General features: G+C 66.3%; 18 protein-coding genes. 14 read left to right on the top strand and 4 right to left on the bottom strand.

What is annotated here, in order from left to right:
- Nucleotides 1-51 precede the first annotated feature (51 nt).
- Nucleotides 52-492 carry a MarR family winged helix-turn-helix transcriptional regulator gene (locus RAM80_RS02920; RefSeq protein WP_416424734.1) on the top strand — a complete coding sequence of 147 codons (441 nt, stop codon included), beginning with the start codon at nt 52-54 and terminating at the stop codon, nt 490-492.
- Between the two features lie 86 nt (nt 493-578).
- Here RAM80_RS02920 and RAM80_RS02915 read toward each other — a convergent pair whose 3' ends face one another.
- Together RAM80_RS02915 and bamA are read right to left on the bottom strand one after the other, a co-directional pair.
- Nucleotides 579-2297, bottom strand: coding sequence for a tannase/feruloyl esterase family alpha/beta hydrolase (locus RAM80_RS02915; RefSeq protein ID WP_416424733.1), 1719 nt, complete (start codon nt 2295-2297; stop codon nt 579-581).
- Between the two features lie 76 nt (nt 2298-2373).
- Complete coding sequence (bamA, locus tag RAM80_RS02910; RefSeq protein WP_416424732.1) at nt 2374-4740, bottom strand: outer membrane protein assembly factor BamA; 2367 nt, start codon at nt 4738-4740, stop codon at nt 2374-2376.
- Between the two features lie 224 nt (nt 4741-4964).
- Here bamA and RAM80_RS02905 point away from each other — a divergent pair, with 224 nt between their 5' ends.
- From RAM80_RS02905 to RAM80_RS02875, 7 genes are all read left to right on the top strand, one after another.
- The gene (locus RAM80_RS02905; RefSeq protein ID WP_416424731.1) at nt 4965-5648 is read left to right on the top strand and encodes a response regulator; all 684 of its coding nucleotides are present in this window, start codon (nt 4965-4967) and stop codon (nt 5646-5648) included.
- Nucleotides 5645-6898, top strand: coding sequence for a HAMP domain-containing sensor histidine kinase (locus RAM80_RS02900; protein WP_416424730.1), 1254 nt, complete (start codon nt 5645-5647; stop codon nt 6896-6898). Before RAM80_RS02905 ends, RAM80_RS02900 begins: the two co-directional genes overlap by 4 nt.
- Before the next feature lie 129 nt (nt 6899-7027).
- Complete coding sequence (locus RAM80_RS02895; RefSeq protein ID WP_416424729.1) at nt 7028-7234, top strand: hypothetical protein; 207 nt, start codon at nt 7028-7030, stop codon at nt 7232-7234.
- Nucleotides 7231-7644 carry a hypothetical protein gene (locus tag RAM80_RS02890; RefSeq protein ID WP_416424728.1) on the top strand — a complete coding sequence of 138 codons (414 nt, stop codon included), beginning with the start codon at nt 7231-7233 and terminating at the stop codon, nt 7642-7644. The genes RAM80_RS02895 and RAM80_RS02890 overlap by 4 nt, the downstream gene beginning before the upstream one ends.
- Nucleotides 7645-7805: 161 nt before the next feature.
- Nucleotides 7806-9152: an MFS transporter gene (locus tag RAM80_RS02885; protein ID WP_416424727.1), complete on the top strand. Its 1347-nt coding sequence runs from the start codon at nt 7806-7808 to the stop codon at nt 9150-9152.
- Nucleotides 9153-9246: 94 nt separating this feature from the next.
- Complete coding sequence (locus tag RAM80_RS02880; RefSeq protein ID WP_416424726.1) at nt 9247-10494, top strand: OprD family porin; 1248 nt, start codon at nt 9247-9249, stop codon at nt 10492-10494.
- 59 nt (nt 10495-10553) lie between these two features.
- The gene (locus RAM80_RS02875; protein WP_416424725.1) at nt 10554-10961 is read left to right on the top strand and encodes a hypothetical protein; all 408 of its coding nucleotides are present in this window, start codon (nt 10554-10556) and stop codon (nt 10959-10961) included.
- Between the two features lie 462 nt (nt 10962-11423).
- Here the strand turns inward: RAM80_RS02875 and RAM80_RS02870 are convergent, their stop codons facing one another.
- On the bottom strand, nt 11424-12674 hold the full coding sequence (locus tag RAM80_RS02870; protein ID WP_416423269.1) for an IS256 family transposase: 1251 nt from the start codon (nt 12672-12674) through the stop codon (nt 11424-11426).
- A gap of 519 nt (nt 12675-13193) precedes the next feature.
- On the opposite strand from RAM80_RS02870, the gene RAM80_RS02865 reads away from it, so the two are divergent.
- Nucleotides 13194-14825: a methyl-accepting chemotaxis protein gene (locus tag RAM80_RS02865; RefSeq protein WP_416424724.1), complete on the top strand. Its 1632-nt coding sequence runs from the start codon at nt 13194-13196 to the stop codon at nt 14823-14825.
- A 73-nt stretch (nt 14826-14898) separates the two neighbouring features.
- On the opposite strand, the gene RAM80_RS02860 is transcribed toward RAM80_RS02865, so the two are convergent.
- The gene (locus RAM80_RS02860) at nt 14899-15429 is read right to left on the bottom strand and encodes an RrF2 family transcriptional regulator (RefSeq protein ID WP_416424723.1); all 531 of its coding nucleotides are present in this window, start codon (nt 15427-15429) and stop codon (nt 14899-14901) included.
- A gap of 162 nt (nt 15430-15591) precedes the next feature.
- Here RAM80_RS02860 and RAM80_RS02855 point away from each other — a divergent pair, with 162 nt between their 5' ends.
- The 5 genes from RAM80_RS02855 (at nt 15592) to RAM80_RS02835 (ending at nt 20194) form a co-directional block, all read left to right on the top strand.
- Complete coding sequence (locus RAM80_RS02855) at nt 15592-16794, top strand: NAD(P)/FAD-dependent oxidoreductase (RefSeq protein WP_416424722.1); 1203 nt, start codon at nt 15592-15594, stop codon at nt 16792-16794.
- Between the two features lie 155 nt (nt 16795-16949).
- Nucleotides 16950-17714 carry a hypothetical protein gene (locus RAM80_RS02850; RefSeq protein WP_416424721.1) on the top strand — a complete coding sequence of 255 codons (765 nt, stop codon included), beginning with the start codon at nt 16950-16952 and terminating at the stop codon, nt 17712-17714.
- 32 nt (nt 17715-17746) lie between these two features.
- Nucleotides 17747-18172 carry a hypothetical protein gene (locus RAM80_RS02845; protein ID WP_416424720.1) on the top strand — a complete coding sequence of 142 codons (426 nt, stop codon included), beginning with the start codon at nt 17747-17749 and terminating at the stop codon, nt 18170-18172.
- Between the two features lie 34 nt (nt 18173-18206).
- Complete coding sequence (locus RAM80_RS02840) at nt 18207-18872, top strand: response regulator (protein ID WP_416424719.1); 666 nt, start codon at nt 18207-18209, stop codon at nt 18870-18872.
- Nucleotides 18848-20194, top strand: a complete 1347-nt coding sequence (locus tag RAM80_RS02835) for an ATP-binding protein (RefSeq protein WP_416424718.1) — start codon at nt 18848-18850, stop codon at nt 20192-20194. Before RAM80_RS02840 ends, RAM80_RS02835 begins: the two co-directional genes overlap by 25 nt.
- The last annotated feature ends 50 nt before the right edge of the window (nt 20195-20244 follow it).

Raw genomic sequence — 20244 nt, 5'->3', positions numbered from 1 at the left:
CGCCGGCTAGCGTACAATTGCAACTACATTTCCCCTGCTTCAGGAGTCGCCATGGCCCAGGGCCAAGCAGATCTTTGGTTCAACTTCGTGCGTGCGCACCGCTCGCTGATCCGCGAGATAGAGCGGCGCCTGGCCGCCGAGCAGCTGCCGGCCTACGCCTGGTACGACGCGCTGTGGGGGATAGAAAGCGGCCCCGAAGGGCAGCGGCGCATGCATGAGCTGGCCGATGTGATGGTGATAGAGCGCTACAACCTGACACGGCTGGTGGACCGCCTGGAGGCCGAGGGCCTGGTGCAGCGGCGCCGCGCCGAAGGCGATGGCCGTGGCGCCACGGTGGCCATCACCGACAAGGGCCGGGCGCTGCGCCAGCGCATGTGGAGGGTGTACGAGGGGGCGGTGAAGGCGCTGTTCCTGAGCCAGTTCGCCCCCGGCGAGGCCGAGCGGTTCGCCCAGGCGCTGGAGGGCGCGCGGCTGGCGGCGAACGGGCCGTGACGCGGCCTGTGGGAGCTGGCTTGCCAGCGAGCTGTTGGGGCCATAAAAGCTCGCTGGCAAGCCAGCTCCCACAAAGGCAGTTGGTGTTACATCGGTTTGTATGGGGTGAAGAAATCAGCGCCCACCCAGGCCGGCGTCGGCGTGCTGTCGATTGGGCCGCCACGGTGGTAGCTGGCCGCCAGCCGCGGGTCGCCGCTGCCGTTGTACACCGCCACGTAGGGGAAGGGGTACAGCGGCCGGGTGCGGCCGGCGTTGGCCTGGTCGGCGGCGGTTGCCGGCAGGCTCATGGGGCCCATCGGCGGCCGCTGGCCTTTCAGTGCGCCGGGCGGCGGCGCCATGGGCGCGCCGAAGCCCTGGGCCTTGGGCGTGGCCTGGGTGGTGAGGATCATCTCCGGCGCCTGCTGGTGCTCCACCCAACTCATCATCGGCGTCAGCAGGTCCAGCTGGCTGGGGCCTTCGCCGCCGCTGCAGTGGTGCACGCCGGGCAGCAGGTACAGGCGCTCGAACGCTTCGCTGCGGGCCTCGCCCATCTGTTTACGCAGGGCCTGGTGGTAGGCCAGGCTGTTGAGCGGCGAGATGTGCGGGTCGGCCCAGCCGTGCCAGATGATCAGCTTGCCGCCACGCCCGGCAAACGCCGACAGGTCGGGGTTGGTGGCGTCGTACAGCGGGTGCAGGGCGCGCAGTTGCTCGAAGGTGGCCGTGTCGAAGCGGGCATCGGCGAGCGTCAAGGCGCGCGTGGGGTTGCTGGCGAAGCTGACGTTCTGCAGCGCGTCCAGGGCAATTTTCTGGCTGAAGATCGGCTGGTCGGCCGACATCGGCACGAACACCCCGGCCCAGGCCAGTTCCGAGCCCGGCTGCGGGTCGCCAATGGTCAGGCGCTGGCCAGTGGCGGGGTCGCGGGGGCCGTCGTAGAGCTTGCGCACGGCGCCCACTTCGGCGGCGGTCAGGCAGTTGTCGGGCGCTTGCCCGGCCTTGCACTGGAGGCTGGCGGGGTCGAAGTGGCAGCTGCGCGGGTCGCTGATCAGCCGGTCCACCTGGCCGTCCTGGGCGTCGCACTGCGCCAACACCGCTTCATGCAGCAGGTTGAGGCGGCCGGCCACCAGGATCGCCTTGCCGTCCGCGCCCTCGTTGGCCCGGGCCTGCCAGGCGTGGTACAGCGCGTTCTGCACCTGGAAGTTCAACGCGGCGGCGCCGGCGATGATGCCGTCGAAGTCCTCGGGGTAGCGCTGCGCCTCCATCAGCGCCTCGCGGCCGCCGTCCGAGCAGCCGTTGAAATAGGCGTACTGCTGGGGCTGGCCGTAGAAGGCCTTGATCAGCTGTTTCGCCACCAGGGCGGTGAGGTGCTGGCTGCGGTAGGCGAAGTCGACGCGCTTCTGCGGGTCCTGGCCGAACGCGCTGCTGTTGCCCTCGTGGCCCATGTCGGTGGCGGCGGTGACGAAGCCGCCGCTGTCCAGCGGCACGCAGCCTTGGGCGGCGCCTATCTGGGTGGCGATGTTGCCGCACAGGCCGCCGCAGCCTACCTGCAGGTAGCGTTGGGTCCAGGTGCGGGTGGGCAGGCTGACACGGAAACCGATGCTGGGGGCCAGGGTGCCTTCTACCACGCAATGGCTGATGCCGTTGTCGGTGGTTTCGCGGGCGCTGGTGATGTGGCTGCCGGCGCCACCCAGGGCGGTGAGGTCCTGGGTTTGCAGGGCGGCGCAGGTCTGGGTGGGTGGCACCACGGGGAGGGTGGCGATGGCTTGGGCGGCGTGGGCGCTGCCGGTCAGTAGCAGCGCCAGCAGGGCGGCGATCGGGAACGTCTTCATGACAGGGTCCTGGAAAGTGGCGGACGCGGCCTGCGGCCGCTGCTACGGCGAATCCGCAGGCCGCGTCATGAAGGGCTTAGAACGTCTGGCCCAGGGAGAACTGGAACACCTGTGCCTCGGAGCCGCTCGGGCTGCGCACCGGCAGCGCCAGGCTGAAGGTCAGCGGGCCCAGCGGCGAGTACCAGGTAGCGCCGACGCCGAGCGAGGCGGCCATTTCGCTGAGGCTCACGTTGCCGCAGTTCTGTGTGGTGGAAAGGTAGCACTTGTCCGAGTACACGGTGCCGAAGTCCCAGAAAATAGAAGTCTGCAACGACTTCTGGTCCTTGATGAACGGCATCGGGAACAGGTACTCGGCGCCACCGGTGATGAGGATGTTGCCACCCAGGGAGTCAGTGCTGCGGTCCGAGTAGTACTCCTGGCCCATGGACGAGTAGGCGCCGGTGGCCGGGGTGCTGCGCGGGCCCAGGGTGCCGCTCTTGAAGCCGCGCACGCTGCCTTCGCCGCCCGCGGTGTAGTTCTCGTAGAACGGCAGGCCGTCGGTGGAACCGTAGCCGTTGCCGTAGCCCAGCTTGGTGTGCAGGCGGATCGAGGTGGTGTTGCTCATGGGCAGGAACGTCTGCCCGTTGTAGTCGACCTTGTAGAACGTCAGGTCACTGCCCGGCACCGTGGCCATCAGGCTCAGGCTCTGGGAGTGGCCGCGGTTGGCCAGCACGCCGCGGTTGAGGGTCGATTCCGACCAGCCCACGCTGGCCTTGAGGTTGGTGAAACTCTCGCCGTTGCGCTGGATGAAGTCGTAGATTTCGTCGGCGCTGTAGGTGCCCGGGCTGATGTCGTCGTGCTGCAGCGTCAGGCCGTAGGTCAGGCGCGTGGTTTCGCTGATCGGGTAGCCGAAGGTCATGCCGGCGCCGTAGCTGTTGATCGAGTAGTACGACACGCCATCGCTGTAGTAGTCGTTGTAGTCGGTCTTGTTGTAGAACAGGTTGTAGCCCAGGCTCACGCCGTCGGGCGTGAAGTAGGGGTTGGTGTAGGCCAGGTTGTACTTGGTCTGGTACTCGGACTTGGTCAGGCCGATGCTGGCGTAGTTGCCGGTGCCCAGGAAGTTGCTCTGGGTGATGGAGCCGCCCAGGATCAGGCCGGCGCTCTGGGCGAAGCCGACGCTGGCGGTGATCGAGCCGGAGGCCTGTTCTTCCACGCTGTAGTTGACGTCCACCTGGTCGTCCTTGCCGGGCACGGCAGGGGTTTCCACGTTCACGGTCTTGAAGTAGCCCAGGCGCTCCAGGCGCGTCTTGGACTGGTCGATCAGGTAGGTCGAGGCCCAGCCGCCTTCCATCTGGCGCATCTCGCGGCGCAGCACCTTGTCGTCGGTCTTGGTGTTGCCGACGAAGTTGATGCGGTCCACGTAGGCACGCTTGCCGGGGGCGACCATGAAGGTGATATCGACCGTGTGGTCGTCATCGTGGGTTTCCGGCACGCCGTTGACGTTGGCGAAGGTGTAGCCCTCGTTGCCCAGGCGGCGGGTGATCAGCTCACTGGTGGTGGTCATCAGCTTGCGCGAGAACACCTGGCCTTTCTGCACCAGCAGCAGCGCCTTGACCTGGTCTTCGGGGGCCTTCAGCTCGCCCGACAGCTTCACGTCGCGCACGGTGTAGCGCTGGCCTTCGTTGATGTTGACGGTGATGAACACGCTTTTCTTGTCCGGGCTGATGGACACCTGGGTGGAGGTGATGTCCATGTTGATGTAGCCGCGGTCCAGGTAGTAGGAGCGTAGCTTCTCAAGGTCGCCGGAGAGTTTTTCGCGGGCGTACTTGTCGTCGTTCTTGAAGAACGACAGCCAGTTGGTGGTCTTGAGCGTGAACTGGTCGGTCAGGTCCTGCTCGGAGAACACCGTGTTGCCCACCACGTTGATGTGCTTGATGGCGGCCACGCTGCCTTCGTCGATCTTGATCTTCAGGCTCACGCGGTTGCGCGGCTGCGGCACCACCTGGGCGTCGACCGTGGCCGTGTAGCGGCCCTGGGCCACGTACTGGCGCTGCAGCTCGTTGCGCACGCCCTCCAGGGTGGCGCGCTGGAAGATCTCGCCTTCGGCCAGGCCCGACTGCTTGAGGCCCTTCATCAGGTCCTCGGTGCTGATGGCCTTGTTGCCTTCGATCTCGATGGACGAGATGGACGGGCGCTCCACCACGTTGATGATCAGGATACTGCCATCGCGGCTCAGGTTGATGTCCTGGAAGAAACCGGTCTTGAACAGCGCGCGGGTGGACTCCACCAGGCGGCGGTCATCGGCTTCATCGCCGACGTTCAAGGGCAGGGCACCGAAAACGCTGCCGGCAGACACCCGTTGCAGGCCGTTGACACGAATATCGGAAATCTTGAACGCTTCGGCGTGCACCAGCGTGGCGTTGGCCACCAGTACAACCGAGCAGAGCAGGCGCGACAAATTCATCAGGACAGGTTCCAGGACGCTTCGACAGACAGCCCAGGCGCACCGCCGGGGCTCGCGGTGAGGCAAGGCGCCACGCGGTCGCTTGGCTTGGGGGGTGAAGCATAAAAGGCCGGGAAGTTCGGTGCGGTTAACCCAATGTCAAGTTAGGTAAAGGTTGCGCAAGTTGCGGTGACGGCAAAGGGGTCTACGGTGATAATCGACCGATACCTATTCAAGAGTGCGCCATGATTTCCGTATTGCTGGTCGACGATGACGAGGAGCTGACCGAGATGCTCGCCGAGTATCTGGAGCGTGAAGGCTTCCACGCCACCGCGGTGCACACCGGCGAGGAGGGCGAGGTGCAGGCGCTGTCGGGGCGCTACAGCATCGTCGTGCTCGACGTGATGCTGCCGCGGCTGTCGGGCATCGAGGTGCTGCGGCGCATTCGCGCCAGCAGCCAGGTGCCGGTGCTGCTGCTGACCGCCCGCGGCGACAACATCGACAAGATCACCGGCCTGGAACTGGGTGCCGACGACTACGTGCCCAAGCCCAGCTCGCCGGGCGAACTGGTGGCGCGCCTGCGCGCCATCATGCGCCGCGTGCAGCCCCAGGACGCGCCGCCCAGCGACACCCTGCGCTCCGGCCCGCTGGTGCTCTGGCCGGGCAAGCGCCAGGCCAGCTGGCAGGGCGCCGCGCTGGACCTGACCAGCACCGAGTTCAGCCTGCTGGAAGAGCTGGCGCGCCACGCCGGCCAAGTGGTGAGCAAGCAGAACCTGTCGCTCAACGCCCTGGGCCGGCCCCTGACCCGCTATGACCGGCGCATCGACGTGCACATCAGCAGCATCCGCCAGAAACTGGGCCCGCGGCCCGACGCCAAGGCCTGGATACAGAGCGTGCGCGGCCTGGGCTACCTGTTGATCGCCGAATGATCAGGCCCAGCCGGCTGTTCTGGAAGCTGTTCCTGGCGTTCTGGCTGGCCACCACCCTGACCTTCGTGGTGGGCTTGGCCATCCTGCTGCTGGGGCGCTTCTTTCCCGGTGACCCGCAGATCGGCACGGTGTTCTTCAACACCCAGCACGTCATCGAACGCTTCGGCGTCGACGCCGGCAAGCCGTTGCTGACGGTGTGGGCCGATGACCTGCACGGCAAGCGCGTCGGCCTGTACGACCCGCAGGGCCGGTTGCTGGCCGGCAGCCCGGTGCCGGCCGACGCCTACAGCCTGGCCGTCACCGCCCGCGACGGCCAGGTGGTGACCCTGCGCGCCCCGGAAAACCCCGGTTCGCCGGAAGGCAAGGGCCCCAGCCACGCCATCCCGCTGGTGGTGGGCACCATCATGAGCGCGCTGTTCAGCTGGTACCTGGCCTATTACCTGGTGTGGCCCCTGGTGCACCTGCGCCGGGCCATGCGCAGCGTCGCCCAGGGCCGCTTCGACACCCGGGTGAAACCGAAGATGGGCCGGCGCCGCGACGAGCTGGTGGACCTGGCCGAGGACTGCGACCGCATGGCCACCCAGCTCAAGCTGCTGGTGGACGCCCAGCAGCACCTGCTGCACGACATTTCCCACGAGCTGCGCTCGCCGCTGACGCGCATGCGCGCCGCCATCGGCCTGCTGCTGCAGAGCCCCGAGCGCCTGGAAATGCTCGGGCGCATCGAGCGCGAGTCGGAACGCATCGACATCCTCATCGAGGAGCTGCTGACCCTGGCCCGCGTCCAGGGCCGCCCGGAGAGCCTGGACAGCGAGCGCCTGGATGTCACCGAACTGCTGGCCGATATCGTCGAGGATGCGCAGTTCGAAGCCGGCATGAAAGATTGCCAGGTGCAGCTGGAAGCTCCCACGGCGTTTGTCAGCCGGGTCAGTGGCGAGCTGTTGTACCGCTGCTTCGAGAACGTGGTGCGCAACGCCGTGCGCTTCACTGCGCAGGGCAGCACCGTGCGGGTGGTGGCCTCGGTGGAAGCGGACTGCCTGAAGGTGCGCATCACCGACCAGGGCCCGGGCGTGGAAGCCCACCGCCTGCAGCGCATCTTCAACCCCTTCGAGCGCGGCAGCGACCAGGCGGGCTTCGGCCTGGGCCTGGCCATCGCCCAGCGCGCCGTGGAGCTGCACGGCGGGCGCATCAGCGCCAGCAACCTGGCCGAAGGCGGCCTGAGCGTGGCCATCCACCTGCCACGCCGGGCGTGAGGCGCATCTTTACCCAATATTACATCCCCTTGACCGCCTTTCACCCACGCCCCGCATAAGCTTTGCCCCGAGGCGCCAGTTGCGCATGAAGCGCCAGGCGCGACGCAGTTTTCTGCTTTCGAGGTAATGATGAAAGACTTGATACGCTCTGTCGGCTTGACCCTGCTACTGGACAAACGCGTGCGCGGCCCCTACGTGGCCGAAGTGATCTTCCCGGCGTTCACCAGCTATTGCGACTTCAACGTGGTGCAGGCCCAGGTGGCCGGCTACGCCTTCGCGTTCCAGCACCCGGTGGCCGTGCAGCTGCCGTGGCAGGCGGTGGAGGGCGCGCTGTGAAGCTCAAGCGCAAACTCAAGGCCCGGCCCAAACCCCTGGTCGAAGAAGTGCCGGTGGCCGTCCAGGACGCCCTGCAGGACCAGCTGCGCGCCTACCTGGGCCCCGGTTTCACCCCAGTGCTGCTGGGCAGCGGTGGCCGTGACGGCTCCCAGCGCTACCACCTGCAGATCCACCACGACAAGAGTGGCCAGTTCCTGGAGCTGCACGGCGACTTCGACGGCCGCTGCGCCGAAGACATTTTCAAGGTCGCCCACCAGATGAAGACCCTGGTGCAGCCCCAGCCGCACAGCCTGGGCAGCAACGTCCGGCTGATCGCGCGGATCACCGACCTGCCATGCCCCGAGCCCCTCAAGGATGCCGCCCGCCGGCTCACTTCCCAGGAACGCCGCTTCCAGTTCGCCAAGGACTGAAAGCGGCACGTCCGTGCCAGCCCGATAAACAAATCACATACCTGCTTAACCAGAACCCGCAGGCGCGCCGCCCCCCAGTCGACGTACAGTCGCAGCCACTGCAACACCCGCTGGCCCGCAGAGGCCACGGCAACCTTACAAAAACAACAAGGTGAAACAACATGCGCAACGACTCCGTCGACATCAAAGGGTGGATCGACTCACGGCCCGTGGGCCGCTACCAGTGGCTGATCATGGCGCTGTGCTTTCTGGTGGTGGTGTTCGATGGCCTCGACGTGGCGGTGATGGGCTTTATCGCCCCCTCGCTCACCCAGGAATGGGGCCTGACCAAGGCCGCCTTCGGCCCGGTGATGAGCGCTGGCATGATCGGCCTGGCCATCGGCGCGCTGACCGCCGGCCCCTACGCCGACCGCCTGGGCCGCAAGCGAATCCTGCTGATTGCCGTCACCGGCTTCGCCGTGCTCAGCCTGGCCTGCGCCTTTGCCCGCAACCCCTGGGAACTGGCCGGCCTGCGCCTGCTGTCCGGCGTGGCCCTGGGCGCCGCCATGCCCAACACCACCACGCTGCTCAGCGAGTTCCTGCCCCAGCGCAACCGCTCGCTGTTCATCACCGTGATGTTCACCGGCTTTAACCTGGGCTCGGGAGGCGGTGGCCTGGTGGCCGCCTGGCTGATCCCGCTGCACGGCTGGCAGTCGGTGCTGCTGGTGGGCGGCCTGCTGCCCCTGGCGCTGCTGCCGTTCCTGTGGCTGCTGCTGCCCGAGTCGCCGCGCTTCCTGGCCAGCCGCCAGGCGCCGGCCGGTGACATCGCGCGGGTGCTGAACAAGCTGGGCGGCACCTTCGACGGCAACACCCGCTTCACCCTCAGCGAGCCGCCGGCGCAGGACAAGGCGCCGGTCAGCAAGCTGTTCACCGACACCTACCGCGCCGGCACCCTGGCCCTGTGGACCACCTACTTCATGGGCCTGATGGTGATTTACCTGACCATGGGCTGGCTGCCGACCCTGCTGCGTGACGGTGGCCTGCCCATCGAGCGCGCCGCGACCATCACCGGCCTGTTCCAGATTGGCGGCACCGTGGGCGCGATTGTCGTCGGCTGGATCATGGACCGCCGCAACCCCAACCGCGTCATCGCCACCTCCTATGCCCTGGGCGGTGCCTGCATCCTGCTGCTGGGTGCGTTCAGCCTGGAATCCAGCCTGCTGGCCGTGGGCGTGATCGCCGCCGGCTTCTTCATGAGCGGTGCGCAGACTGGCCTCAACGCCTTCGCCCCCGGCTACTACCCCACCGACTTCCGCGCCACCGGCGTCAGCTGGATGCTGGGCATCGGCCGCTTCGGCGCCATCTTCGGCTCGTTGATCGGCGGCGCCGTGCTGAGCATGGGTCTGAGCCTGCCGGCGCTGTTCGCCATGCTCGGCGTGCCGGCGTTCTTCGCCGCCGTGGCCATCCTGCTCAACGGCGTGGCCAAGCGCCGCGCCGGCCAGGCCTTGGCCGCCAGCCAGGCCGCCTGACCTCCCGCACACACGTTCCCGCTTCACCTCCGGCGCCCTGATAGCTCAGGGCGTGCGGAGCCCCCTTGCCCGAAGAAACTGGAAAACAATAACAATGAAAATGACCTTCAACCCGCGTTTCGTCAGCACCCTGGCCCTGATGGCCGCGTTGCCCCTGGACGGCATGGCCGAGGGCTTCCTCGATGACGCCACTGCCAACCTCAACCTGCGCAACTTCTACCTCAACCGCAATTTCACCAACCCAGGCTACGGCCAGAACCAGGCGGAGGAGTGGACCCAGAGCTTCATCCTCGACGCCCGCTCCGGCTTCACCCAAGGTGTGGTTGGCTTTGGCGTCGACGTGCTGGGCCTGTACTCGGTCAAGCTCAACGGCGGTGGCGGCACCGGTGGTTCGCAGCTGCTGCCGGTCGACCATGACGGCGACCCGGCGTCCACTTTTGGCCGCCTGGGGGTGGCGGGCAAGATGAAGATCAGCCAGACCGAGCTGAAGGTCGGCGAGTGGATGCCGGTGCTGCCGATCCTGCGCTCGGACGACGGCCGCTCGCTGCCGCAGACCTTCCAGGGCGGGCAGGTCACCTCCAAGGAAATTGAGGGCCTGACCCTGTACGGCGGCCAGTTCCGCCAGAACAGCCCGCGCAACGACTCGAGCATGACCGACATGAACATGCAGGGGAACACCACCGGCACCTCCGACCGCTTCAACTTCGCCGGCGGCGAGTACACCTTCAACGACAAGCACACCCTGGTGGGCGTGTGGAATGCGCAGTTGAAAGACATCTACCAACAGCAGTACGTGCAACTGCTGCACAGCCAAAACGTCGGCGCCTGGACCCTGGGCGCCAACCTGGGCTACTTCTGGGGCAAGGAAGACGGCGCGGCGCTGGACGGCGACCTCGACAACCGCACCCTGTCCGGCATGTTCTCCGCCCGCTACGGCGGCGGCACGCTGTGGGTGGGCCTGCAGAAACTGACCGGCAAGAACGCCTGGATGCGCGTCAACGGCACCAGCGGCGGCACCCTGGCCAACGACAGCTACAACTCCAGCTTTGACAGTGCCCAGGAGCATTCCTGGCAGCTGCGTTATGACTACAACTTCGCCGCCCTGGGCATTCCCGGCCTGACCCTGATGAACCGCTACATCAGCGGCAGCAACGTGCACAGCGGCACCATCACCGACGGCAAGGAATGGGGACGCGAGAGCGAGATTGCCTACACCCTGCAAAGCGGCACCTTCAAGGACCTCAACGTGCGGTTGCGCAACTCCAGCATTCGCCGCGACTACAGCACCAACGAGTTCGACGAAAACCGCCTGATTGTCAGCTACCCATTGTCGCTGTTCTGACCGCGGGGCCCTGGTTGCGGTAACATGGGCGTTTTTCCAGCAATACGGAACTGCGCCCCATGGCCGCCACCCACAAGCAAGACAAACGCGCCGCCCGCGCCAAGACCAAGGCCAAGCAGAACCGCGTCAAGCGCGCCGCCGCCCCCGATGTGGAACTGGACCCCAACGACCAGCGCATCGACTTCGAATCGGTGGACCTCACCGAGCTGTTCAAGCTGATGCGTGATGCCGAGGCCAGCAGCCAGCTGGCGCTGTGCAAGGCGTTCCTGTCGCACCCGCTGCTGGTGCTGGTGTTCGAGCAGGAAGGCGAGGAGGGCGCCATGGACTTTATCCTCGCTGCCCTGCTGGAATACCGCCAATGGTCGGCCGGCGCCGATGAGGCGCAGGCGTTGGCGTGGATTGAATCGCCGCAGTTCCAGGCCGACTACGTTGCAGCCTCCGAACAGATCGCGGCGGAAAACGCGTGAAACGCGCTATTTCAACCAACGCAATCGCGCCCTTGATCTTGACCTTGATCCCGTGCGGCCTTTGATCTTGATTGTGTGCCCCATAAAGCGCCAGGGCCGACTGGAGGCGTTGGCCGAGCGGTCCACGGCGTAGCCGGGGAAGACGGAACCGGAGGCGCTTCTATTCCGGGCCGTCGGCCGCTTGGGCGACGCCGGAGGGAGGGGACCCGCAGCGCAGCGGAGGGACCAAGCAGGGGCAAGCCTTTTTTGCTTACTTTTTGTGGCGTTTGACAAAAAGTGAGCCGGCGTAAGGCCGGAAAGGTGATTCTGCATCACCCTCGGTAATGGATATGTTCACGGTATTTGGATCCCGCTTTTGAGGGCTTCGGACATATCCATTTTCGCGGTGCGACCACTGACCGGGGACTGTCAGATATTTTGTGTACGAGCCGGTAACGGCCTGCCGTCAGGCAGGCCGTGCTCTTACCAGGTCGGCCTGATAAACCGATCACCGTACAGAATCGCGAATTGATTCATCGCACTCTTCCAATCCTGAGCCGCATTGCCCCAGTTTGCCGTGATATTTCGCAATCCCAGCCAGATAAGCTTCGTCGCCGCCTCGTCCGTAGGGAAGTGGCTTCGTGTCTTGATAATCTTGCGCAGCTGGGAGTTTATGCTCTCGATGGCGTTGGTGGTGTAGATCACCTTCCGTATGGCTGGTGGGAACACGAAGAACGGGATGACCCGGTCCCACGCCCGCCGCCAGGCTGCAACCACGGTGGGGTGTTGCTTGCCCCAAGGGCCGGCTTCAAAGTCGTTCAGCGCCTGCTCAGCTACCTCGGCGTTCAGCGCCTGGTAGATGGGTTTGAGCGCCTTGGTCAACTCGCGTCGCTTGTCCCAGGCCACGTAATCCAGGCTGTTGCGGATCAAGTGGACGATGCAGGTCTGCAGCGTCGTCTGCGGATAAACCGCCGCCAGCGCTTCTGGCATGCCCTTGAGCCCGTCGGTGACGGCGATCAGCACATCTTCCACGCCCCGCGTCTTGAGGTCGTTGAAGACCTTCATCCAGAACTTGGCGCCCTCGGTCGTCTCGATCCAGATACCCAGGATATCGCGGGTTCCGTCAGGCAAAACACCCAGCGCAAGGTAGACCGCCTTGTTGCGAACCAGTCCTTCTTCGCGGATTTTGACCCGCAGCGCATCGAAGAAAATAACCGGGTACATAGGCTCCAGGGGCCGCTGTTGCCACGCACCGATCTCAGCCATCACCTCGTCGGTTACCGAGCTGATGAAGTCAGGCGAAACGTCCGTGCCGTATTGCTCGGAGAGAAACGCACGGATTTCCCTGACCGTCATGCCACGGGCATACATGGCGATGATCTTGTCGTCGAAACCGGTGTAACGGCGCTCGTGCTTGGGAATCAGAATGGGGGCGAAAGTGCCGTCCCGGTCGCGCGGGATTTCCAGTCGGATGGGCCCATCACCGGTCAAGACCGTCTTGCCGGTTTTGCCGTTACGGTGATTGGTTTCATCCTCTGGGCGCTGCGCGCCCGGCGGATAGCCCAAGTGATGGCCGAGTTCGGCACTCAAAGCTCGTTCAATCAGGGCCTTCTTGAACGCCGCAGAGGCATCCTCGATAGCTTCGGCCGTCATTGGCCCGTCAACGAACTGCTCCAGCAGCTCTTTCGGGATTTTTGGTAGCTCGCGGAGCGGGGTTTTCTTTTTGGTTGGCATGCATGCACCTCTTACTCATGTTATGCCCGAACACAAAATTTCTGACACTCCCACTGACCGTTTCGCCCTTACGGCGACTCACTTTTTGGCAGTCGCCCGGTGTGCCGGCCCAGCCAAAAAATAAGCAAAAAGGGCTTGCCCCTGCTTGGGCCCTCCGCTGCGCTACGGGTCCCCTCCCTCCGGCGTCGCTCAAGCGGACGACGGCCCGGAATAGAAGCGCCTCCGGTTCCGTCTTCCCCGGCTACGCCAGGGACCGCTTGATCAACGCCTCCAGTCGGCCCGGGCGCTTTACGGGGCATACAATCAAGATCAAGAGCCAGATCAACAGCAGATCAACAGCAGATCAACAGCAGATCACAAGCCAGATCACGCGCTTGATCGAGTGCACTTCATGTGCAGCTTCGCTGCACGGCATTTATGCCTAATACCGGACACCGGCACCTGGCCCCTTCATTTCCCGTCCCCCGCGCCGATGGCCTCTCAAAGGCCATAACAAAAACAATGCACGGAGTAGCGGACATGAACATGCGCAATCTTTCCATCAGCCGCCGTTTGTGGCTGATCCTGCTGGTGGCGGCGTTGATGCTGTGCGCCATGGCAGTGGCGATGGTCAGGCAGATCCACGATGACCTGTACGACGCCAAGGCGCAGAAGACCATGCACGTGGTGCAGACGGCCAGCGGCCTGCTGGATTACTACCACGGCCTGGAAACCGCCGGCACCCTGACCCGCGAGCAGGCCCAGGCCCAGGCCATGGCGGCAGTGGGCGGGCTGCGCTACAACCAGACCGATTACTTCTGGATCAACGACCTGCGCCCGGTGATGATCATGCACCCGGCCAACCCCAAGCTGAACGGCCAGGACCTGTCGGCCATCAAGGACCCGGACGGCGTCGAGGTATTCAATGCCATGGTCGCGCTGGCCAAGGCCCAGGGCGCCGGGGTGGTGAATTATCGCTGGCCCAAGCCGGGCGCCAGCGCGCCGGTGGAGAAAACCTCGTACATCAGCCTGTTCGCGCCCTGGGGCTGGATCATCGGTTCGGGCGTGTACGTGGACGACGTCGAGGCCGAGTTTCATCAGCAGGTGCTGAAGGCCGCGGCCATCAGCCTGGGCATCATCCTGATCATGGCGCTGTTGGTGATTCTGATCGCGCGCAGCATCGTCCGCCCGCTGAACACCGCGGTGCAGGCCATGGCCAGTATCGCCAGCGGCGACAGCGACCTGACCCGGCGCCTGGAGGAGCAGGGCAACGACGAGGTCACCCAACTGGCCCACCACTTCAACGCCTTCGTCGCCACCCTACGCCAGGTGGTCAGCGACCTGCAGCAATCGGCCACGCGCCTTGGCCAGGCTTCCGGTGAGCTGGAGGTGGACGCCGACCAGGCGCAGGTGCGCAGCCAGCAGCAGTCGCAGCAGATGGAACTGGTGGCCACCGCGGTGAACCAGGTGACCTATGGCGTGCAGGACGTGGCCAAGAACGCCGAGCATGCGGCCAGCGAGATGCGCGACGCCGAATCCGAGGCCCAGCGCGGCCAGGCCAATATCGACAGCAGCCTGCGGCAGATCGACCAGTTGTCCGGCACCATCGGCCAGGCGGTCGAGGTGATTCGCACCCTGGCCAGCGAAAGCACACAGATTGGCAGCGTGCTGGAGGTGATCAGCGCCATTGCCGAGCAGACCAACCTGCTGGCGCTGAACGCGGCCATTGAAGCAGCGCGGGCCGGGGAACAGGGCAGGGGCTTTGCGGTGGTGGCGGACGAGGTGCGGCTGCTGGCCCAGCGCACGCAGAAATCAACGGCGGAAATCCAGGCGATGATCGAGCGCCTGCAGCGTCATTCCGACGCTGCGGTGAAGGTGATCGGCGACAGCAGCCGTGCCTCCCAGCTCACCATCGAACAGGCCAACCTGGCCGGCCAGAGCCTGGCGTCCATCAGCCAGGCGCTGAACAAACTCAACGGCCTGAATGCCTCCATCGCCAGCGCCACGCTGCAGCAGGCCCACGTGGTGGAAGACATCAACCAGAACGTCACCCAGGCCGCCGAACTGTCCCGCCACGCGGCGCAGGCGGCGGAGCAATCCAACGGCGCCAGCGCGCAACTGAAAACCCTGAGCCAGCAGCTGGACAACGTGCTGCGCCGGTTCCGCGTGTAATACCTGTGGGAGCTGGCTTGCCAGCGAGTTTTTCGGGCCTCAAAAGCTCGCTGGCAAGCCAGCTCCCACAGGTTCAGGGCACTGATGTGACCTGAATCTTGCGGTCGCGCCGCTCATTGATCCACTCATCCACCTGCCCGCCAAATTCCGCCGGGGCCTTGCGCCCCACCTTGCGGGCCATGTCCAGGATGGTCTGCTGCGCCAGCGCCTCTTCCATGCGCTGCTGCGCCGTGAGCATCGCCCCGTGTACCGCGCAGCCACCCTCCAGCGCCCAGGCCGGCGGCTCGCCGTCGAACAGCGCGCAGCGGCCGCGGATTTCGCGGCAGTCGAAAATCAGCTTGCGCCCGTCGATGGCGTTGACCACATCCAGCAGGCTGATCTCGTCCGCCGGCCGCGCCAGGCGGAAACCGCCGCGCACGCCTTCGGTGGCGGCCACCAGTTTTGCCTTCGCCAGCTTGGTAAAGATCTTTGCCAGGTAGTCCTGGGGCACGCCCTGCAGGTCGGCCAGGTCGCGCACGCTGGCTTCGCGGCTGTCGCCACCGGGGCCCACCAGGAAAATCAGGCAATGGATGCCGTATTCAACGCCCGCGCTGTAGAGCGACATGGTGGATCTCCGACTGAATGAGTCGCCATTCTAGCAATGCTCATGCAGCCCGGCAACGCAGCCTGTCCGATGGAAGGGGGATTGCCAAATTAAACTACGACAAATATAGTCGTAGTTATCGAGGCGCACCCAGCCGCCTCCCTTGCCCCTCTGGAGCGCAGCATGCAACAGCACATCCTTATCCTTGGTGCCGGTTTCGGCGGTGTATGGACTGCCTTGGGCGCCACGCGCCTGTTCAACCAGCACGGCCACCACGACACGCGCGTCAGCCTGCTGGCGCCGCAGCCCGAGCTGCGCATCCGCCCGCGCTTCTATGAGCCCAACGCCCACCGCCTGGCGGCACCCATTGGTGAACTGCTGTACGCCGTGGGTGTGGAGTTCATCCAGGGCGCGGCGCAGTCCATCGACGTGGCGCACAAGCTGGTGCGCTACACCGACGCCCACGGTGCCATCCAGGCGGTGAGCTACGACAAACTGGTGCTGGCCACCGGCAGCGGCCTGGCGCTGCCCGACACCCCCGGCGTGGCGGCCCATGCGTTTGACGTCGACCAGATCGAGCAGGCCATGCGCCTGGAGGCGCACCTCAAGGGCCTGGCCAGCCAGCCTGCCAGCCGTGCGCGCAACACGGTGGTGGTGGCCGGCGGTGGTTTCACCGGCATCGAGACCGCTGCGGAAATGCCGGCGCGCTTGCGTGAAATCCTCGGCGCCGACGCCGCGGTGGAGGTGATCATCGTTGACCGCGGCGCGCAGGTGGGCGGCAGCATGGGCGCGCAGATCGCCGAATCCATCGCCCAGGCCAGCGACGAGCTGGGCGTGAGCTGGCGCCTGCAGGCGTCGGTGGTGGCGGTGGACGAGCAGGGCGTGACCCTCGACGACGGCCAGCGCATCGAGGCCAGCACGGTGATCTGGACCACCGGCGTGCGCGCCCACGGCCTGACCACCCAGGTCCCCGGCGAGCGTGATGCCCTGGGCCGCCTGCACGTGGACAGCAGCCTCAAGGTGATTGGCCAGGACGACATCTTCGCCACCGGCGACGTCGCCCACGCCGCCACCGACGACCTGGGCAACCACGCCCTGATGACCTGCCAGCACGCGATCATGCTGGGCCGTTTCAGCGGCTATAACGTCGCCGCCCAGGTGCTGGGCCTTGAGCCGCTGCCGTACCGCCAGCCCAAGTACGTCACCTGCCTGGACCTGGGCGCCTGGGGCGCGGTGTACACCGAGGGCTGGGACCGCCAGGTGAAACTGGTGCGCGAGGAAGCCAAGGCGCTGAAGACCCAGATCAACACCGTATGGATCTACCCGCCAGCCGCCGACCGCGACGCCGCCTGGGCCGCCGCCGACCCCCTGGTCCCGATCGCCTGACACCTCCCTCCGTAGCAGCGGCCAAAGGCCGCGTCCCCAGGCACCGCGGTGTCCAGGGACGCGGCCGTCGGCCGCTGCTACGGGGTTTGGGGGCTCAGGCTGGGCTAAGTTTCGTTGCGTAGGCTGCTGCTTATCGTGAAACGGAGCAGCCCCGCATGAAACCTCTCACCGCAGCCGACTGGCTGAACAAGGTCCCCGAAGTGACGCTGTCCTTCTGGGTGATCAAGATCATGTCCACCACCGTGGGCGAAACCTGCGCGGACTACCTGGCGGTCGACGTCGGCCTCGGCCAGGCGGTGACCAGCATCGGCATGGCCGTGCTGCTGGCCATCGCCCTGGCGACCCAGCTGCGCACCCGGGCCTACACCCCGTGGGTGTATTGGCTGTCGGTGGTGCTGGTGAGCATCGTCGGCACGCAGATCACCGACGTGCTCACTGACAAACTTGGCGTCAGCCTGTACGCCAGCACGGCGGTGTTCTCGGTGCTGCTGGCGCTGCTGTTCGCCATCTGGTTCGCGGTGGAGCGCAGCCTGTCCATCCAGGCCATCGTCACCCCGCGGCGCGAGCTGTTCTATTGGGCCACGGTGCTCTGCACCTTCGCCCTGGGCACTGCCGCCGGCGACCTGGCCACCGAGGCGCTGGGCCTGGGCTTCACCCTGGGCGCGGTGATCTTCGGTGCACTGATCGCCGCCACCCTGGTGGCCTGGCGCCTGGGCGCCAACGCCGTGCTGACCTTCTGGATCGCCTACATCCTCACCCGACCCTTCGGCGCCTCCCTGGGCGACCTGCTCACCCAGGCCAAGACCTACGGCGGCCTGGGCATGGGCGCCGCCTGGACCAGCGCGATCTTCCTCTGCGTGATCCTGATGCTGGTCAGCGTGGCGCAATGGAGCGTCAGCCGCCAGCGCCTTGCCCACTGAATACTCCTTCACCCTGACTCAAGGAACTTCCCATGCATTACGCCAAACACCTGGTACGCAAGACCGCTATCCTCGCCGCCATCGCCCTGCTGGGCGTGGCCACCGGCTGCTCGAAACCGCCGGAGGCCGCCAAGCCGGCCGCCGCCGGCAGCACCCAGGCCGCGGCCACGCGGCTGGGCGACCTGTCGGCGTTCCAGGCCATCGCCAGCGACGTGGCGGGCCTGGTGGACAAGAACCAGCTGCCTGCGGCGAAGACCCGCATCAAGGACCTGGAACTGGCCTGGGACGGTGCCGAGGCGGGCCTCAAGCCACGCGCCGCCAGCGACTGGCATAAACTCGACGATGCCATCGACAAGGCGCTGGAGGCCTTGCGCGCCGGCACCCCGGTGCAGCAGGATTGCCAGGCGGCGATGACCGCGCTGCTGGCGACCTTCACGTCGTTGCAAGGCGGCAAATAACCCCGGCGCGCGCCGATCGAGGAAAGGGCCAACGATGCGAATCCTGCTGGTGGAAGACGACCCCATGATCGGCGACGCAGTGCAGGGCGCGCTCACCGACAACGGCGACGCCGTGGACTGGGTCACCGATGGCCTCGCGGCGCTGGCCACCCTGCGCACCCAGCACTACGACCTGGTGCTGCTGGACCTGGGCCTGCCCGGCAAGGACGGCCTGGGCGTGCTCGACAGCCTGCGGGCCGCCCGGCACACCGCGCCGCTGCTGATCATCACCGCCCGTGACAGCCTCGACGACCGCCTGCGCGGCCTCGACGGCGGCGCCGATGACTACCTGCTCAAACCCTTCCACATGGCCGAACTGCTGGCGCGCATGCGCGCGGTGGTGCGCCGCCGCGGCGGCAGCGCGCAACCGCTGCTGGGCAACGGCGTGGTCAGCCTCGACCCGGTGACCAAGCTGGCCAGCAGCCCCGAGGCCAGTGACGTGCAACTGTCCAACCGCGAGTTCGCGCTGTTGCAGGCGCTGCTGCTGCGCCCCGGCGCGATCCTGTCGCGCAGCGAACTGGAGGACCGCATCTACGCCTGGGGCAACGAGGTGGAGAGCAACGCCGTGGAGTTCCTGATCCACTCGTTGCGCCGCAAGCTGGGCAGCCAGGTGATCAAGAACGTCAGGGGGATGGGATGGCTGGTTGCAAAAAACGCCTGAACGAGTCCATCCAGCTTCGCCTGTCGGTAACCCTGTCGGCGGCCATCCTGGTGGTGGCCATCGTCGCCGGGGTGTTTGCCTTTGTCTCCGCCTTCGATGAGGCACTGGAGATGCAGGACAACACCCTGCGCCAGATGGCCACGCTGTTCGACCGCCAGCACATGACCCTGGCATACCCTGCGGAAGGCCAGGCCATCAAGGGCGACGATGAAGAGTCGCGCATCATCGTCCAGTACCTGGCCGATGGCAGCCAGGCCCTGGGGCAGGATGATGCCGCGCTGCCGTTGCCGCTGCCCACTGATTTGGCCGATGGCCTCTCCACCCAACAGGTGGGCGGCGAGCCGTTTCGGGTGCTGGTGCACACCACCGCCAGCGGCCAGCGCATTGCCGTGGCCCAGGAAACCGGCACCCGCGACCGTGAGGCACGGGAAAGCGCCTGGCGCGGGCTGTTGCCTTTTTTGATTCTGTTCCCGGTGCTGCTGATGGTGGTGGCTGACCTGGTGCGCAAGGTGTTCCGCCCCATCGCCCAGCTGGCCAGCGAGGTGGAGCAACGCGACGACCAGCAACTGCACCCCATGGACGAGCAGCACCTGCCCAGCGAGATCCGCGCCTTCGTGCTGGCCATCAACGGCCTGCTGGGGCGGGTGGCCGGGGCCATGGATGAGCAGCGCCGCTTCGTCGCCGACGCCGCCCACGAGCTGCGCTCGCCGTTGGCCGCGTTGTCGCTGCAGGCCGAACGGCTGGCGGTGGCGCCCATGCCGGCGCTGGCTCAGCAGCGGCTGGCCACCCTGCAGCTGGGCATCGAACGGGGCAAGCAACTGGTGGAGCAACTGCTGGCGTTGGCCGCGGCCCAGGAGGGCGGCGCCTCGGCCGAGACGGCGGTGGTGCATGAGGTCTTTCGCCAGGTGCTGGAAGCCCTGTGGCCGCTGGCCGAAGCCAAGGGCATCGACCTGGGCGTGGAACCCGGGCCGGCGCTGACCCTGCCGCTCAGCCCGTTGGCGCTGCACACCCTGGTGCGCAACCTGCTGGACAACGCCATCCGCTACACGCCGCCCGGCGGCCGCGTCGACCTGGCCGTGGCGCTGGCCGAAGGCGAGGCGCTGATCCAGGTGCGCGACAGCGGCCCGGGCATCGCCGAGGCCGAGCGCGAGCGCGTGTTCGATCCCTTCTACCGCAGCCTGGGCACCCGCGAAAGCGGCTCGGGCCTGGGCCTGTCCATCGTCCAGGCCATCGCCGTGCGCCACGGCGCACGCGTCAGCCTCGCCACCAACCCCTCCGGCACCGGCCTGTGCGCATCAGTCCGGTTCCCCACCCCCCCGTAGCAGCTGCCGAAGGCTGCGTCCGGACGCGCCACAGCATGCCTGGCACAACG

It is taken from the genome of Pseudomonas sp. App30 (genome assembly GCF_047947025.1).
GTDB lineage: Bacteria > Pseudomonadota > Gammaproteobacteria > Pseudomonadales > Pseudomonadaceae > Aquipseudomonas.
The sequence above is the reverse complement of the archived record's forward strand: the minus strand, read 5'-3'. Positions and strand labels throughout refer to the sequence as shown.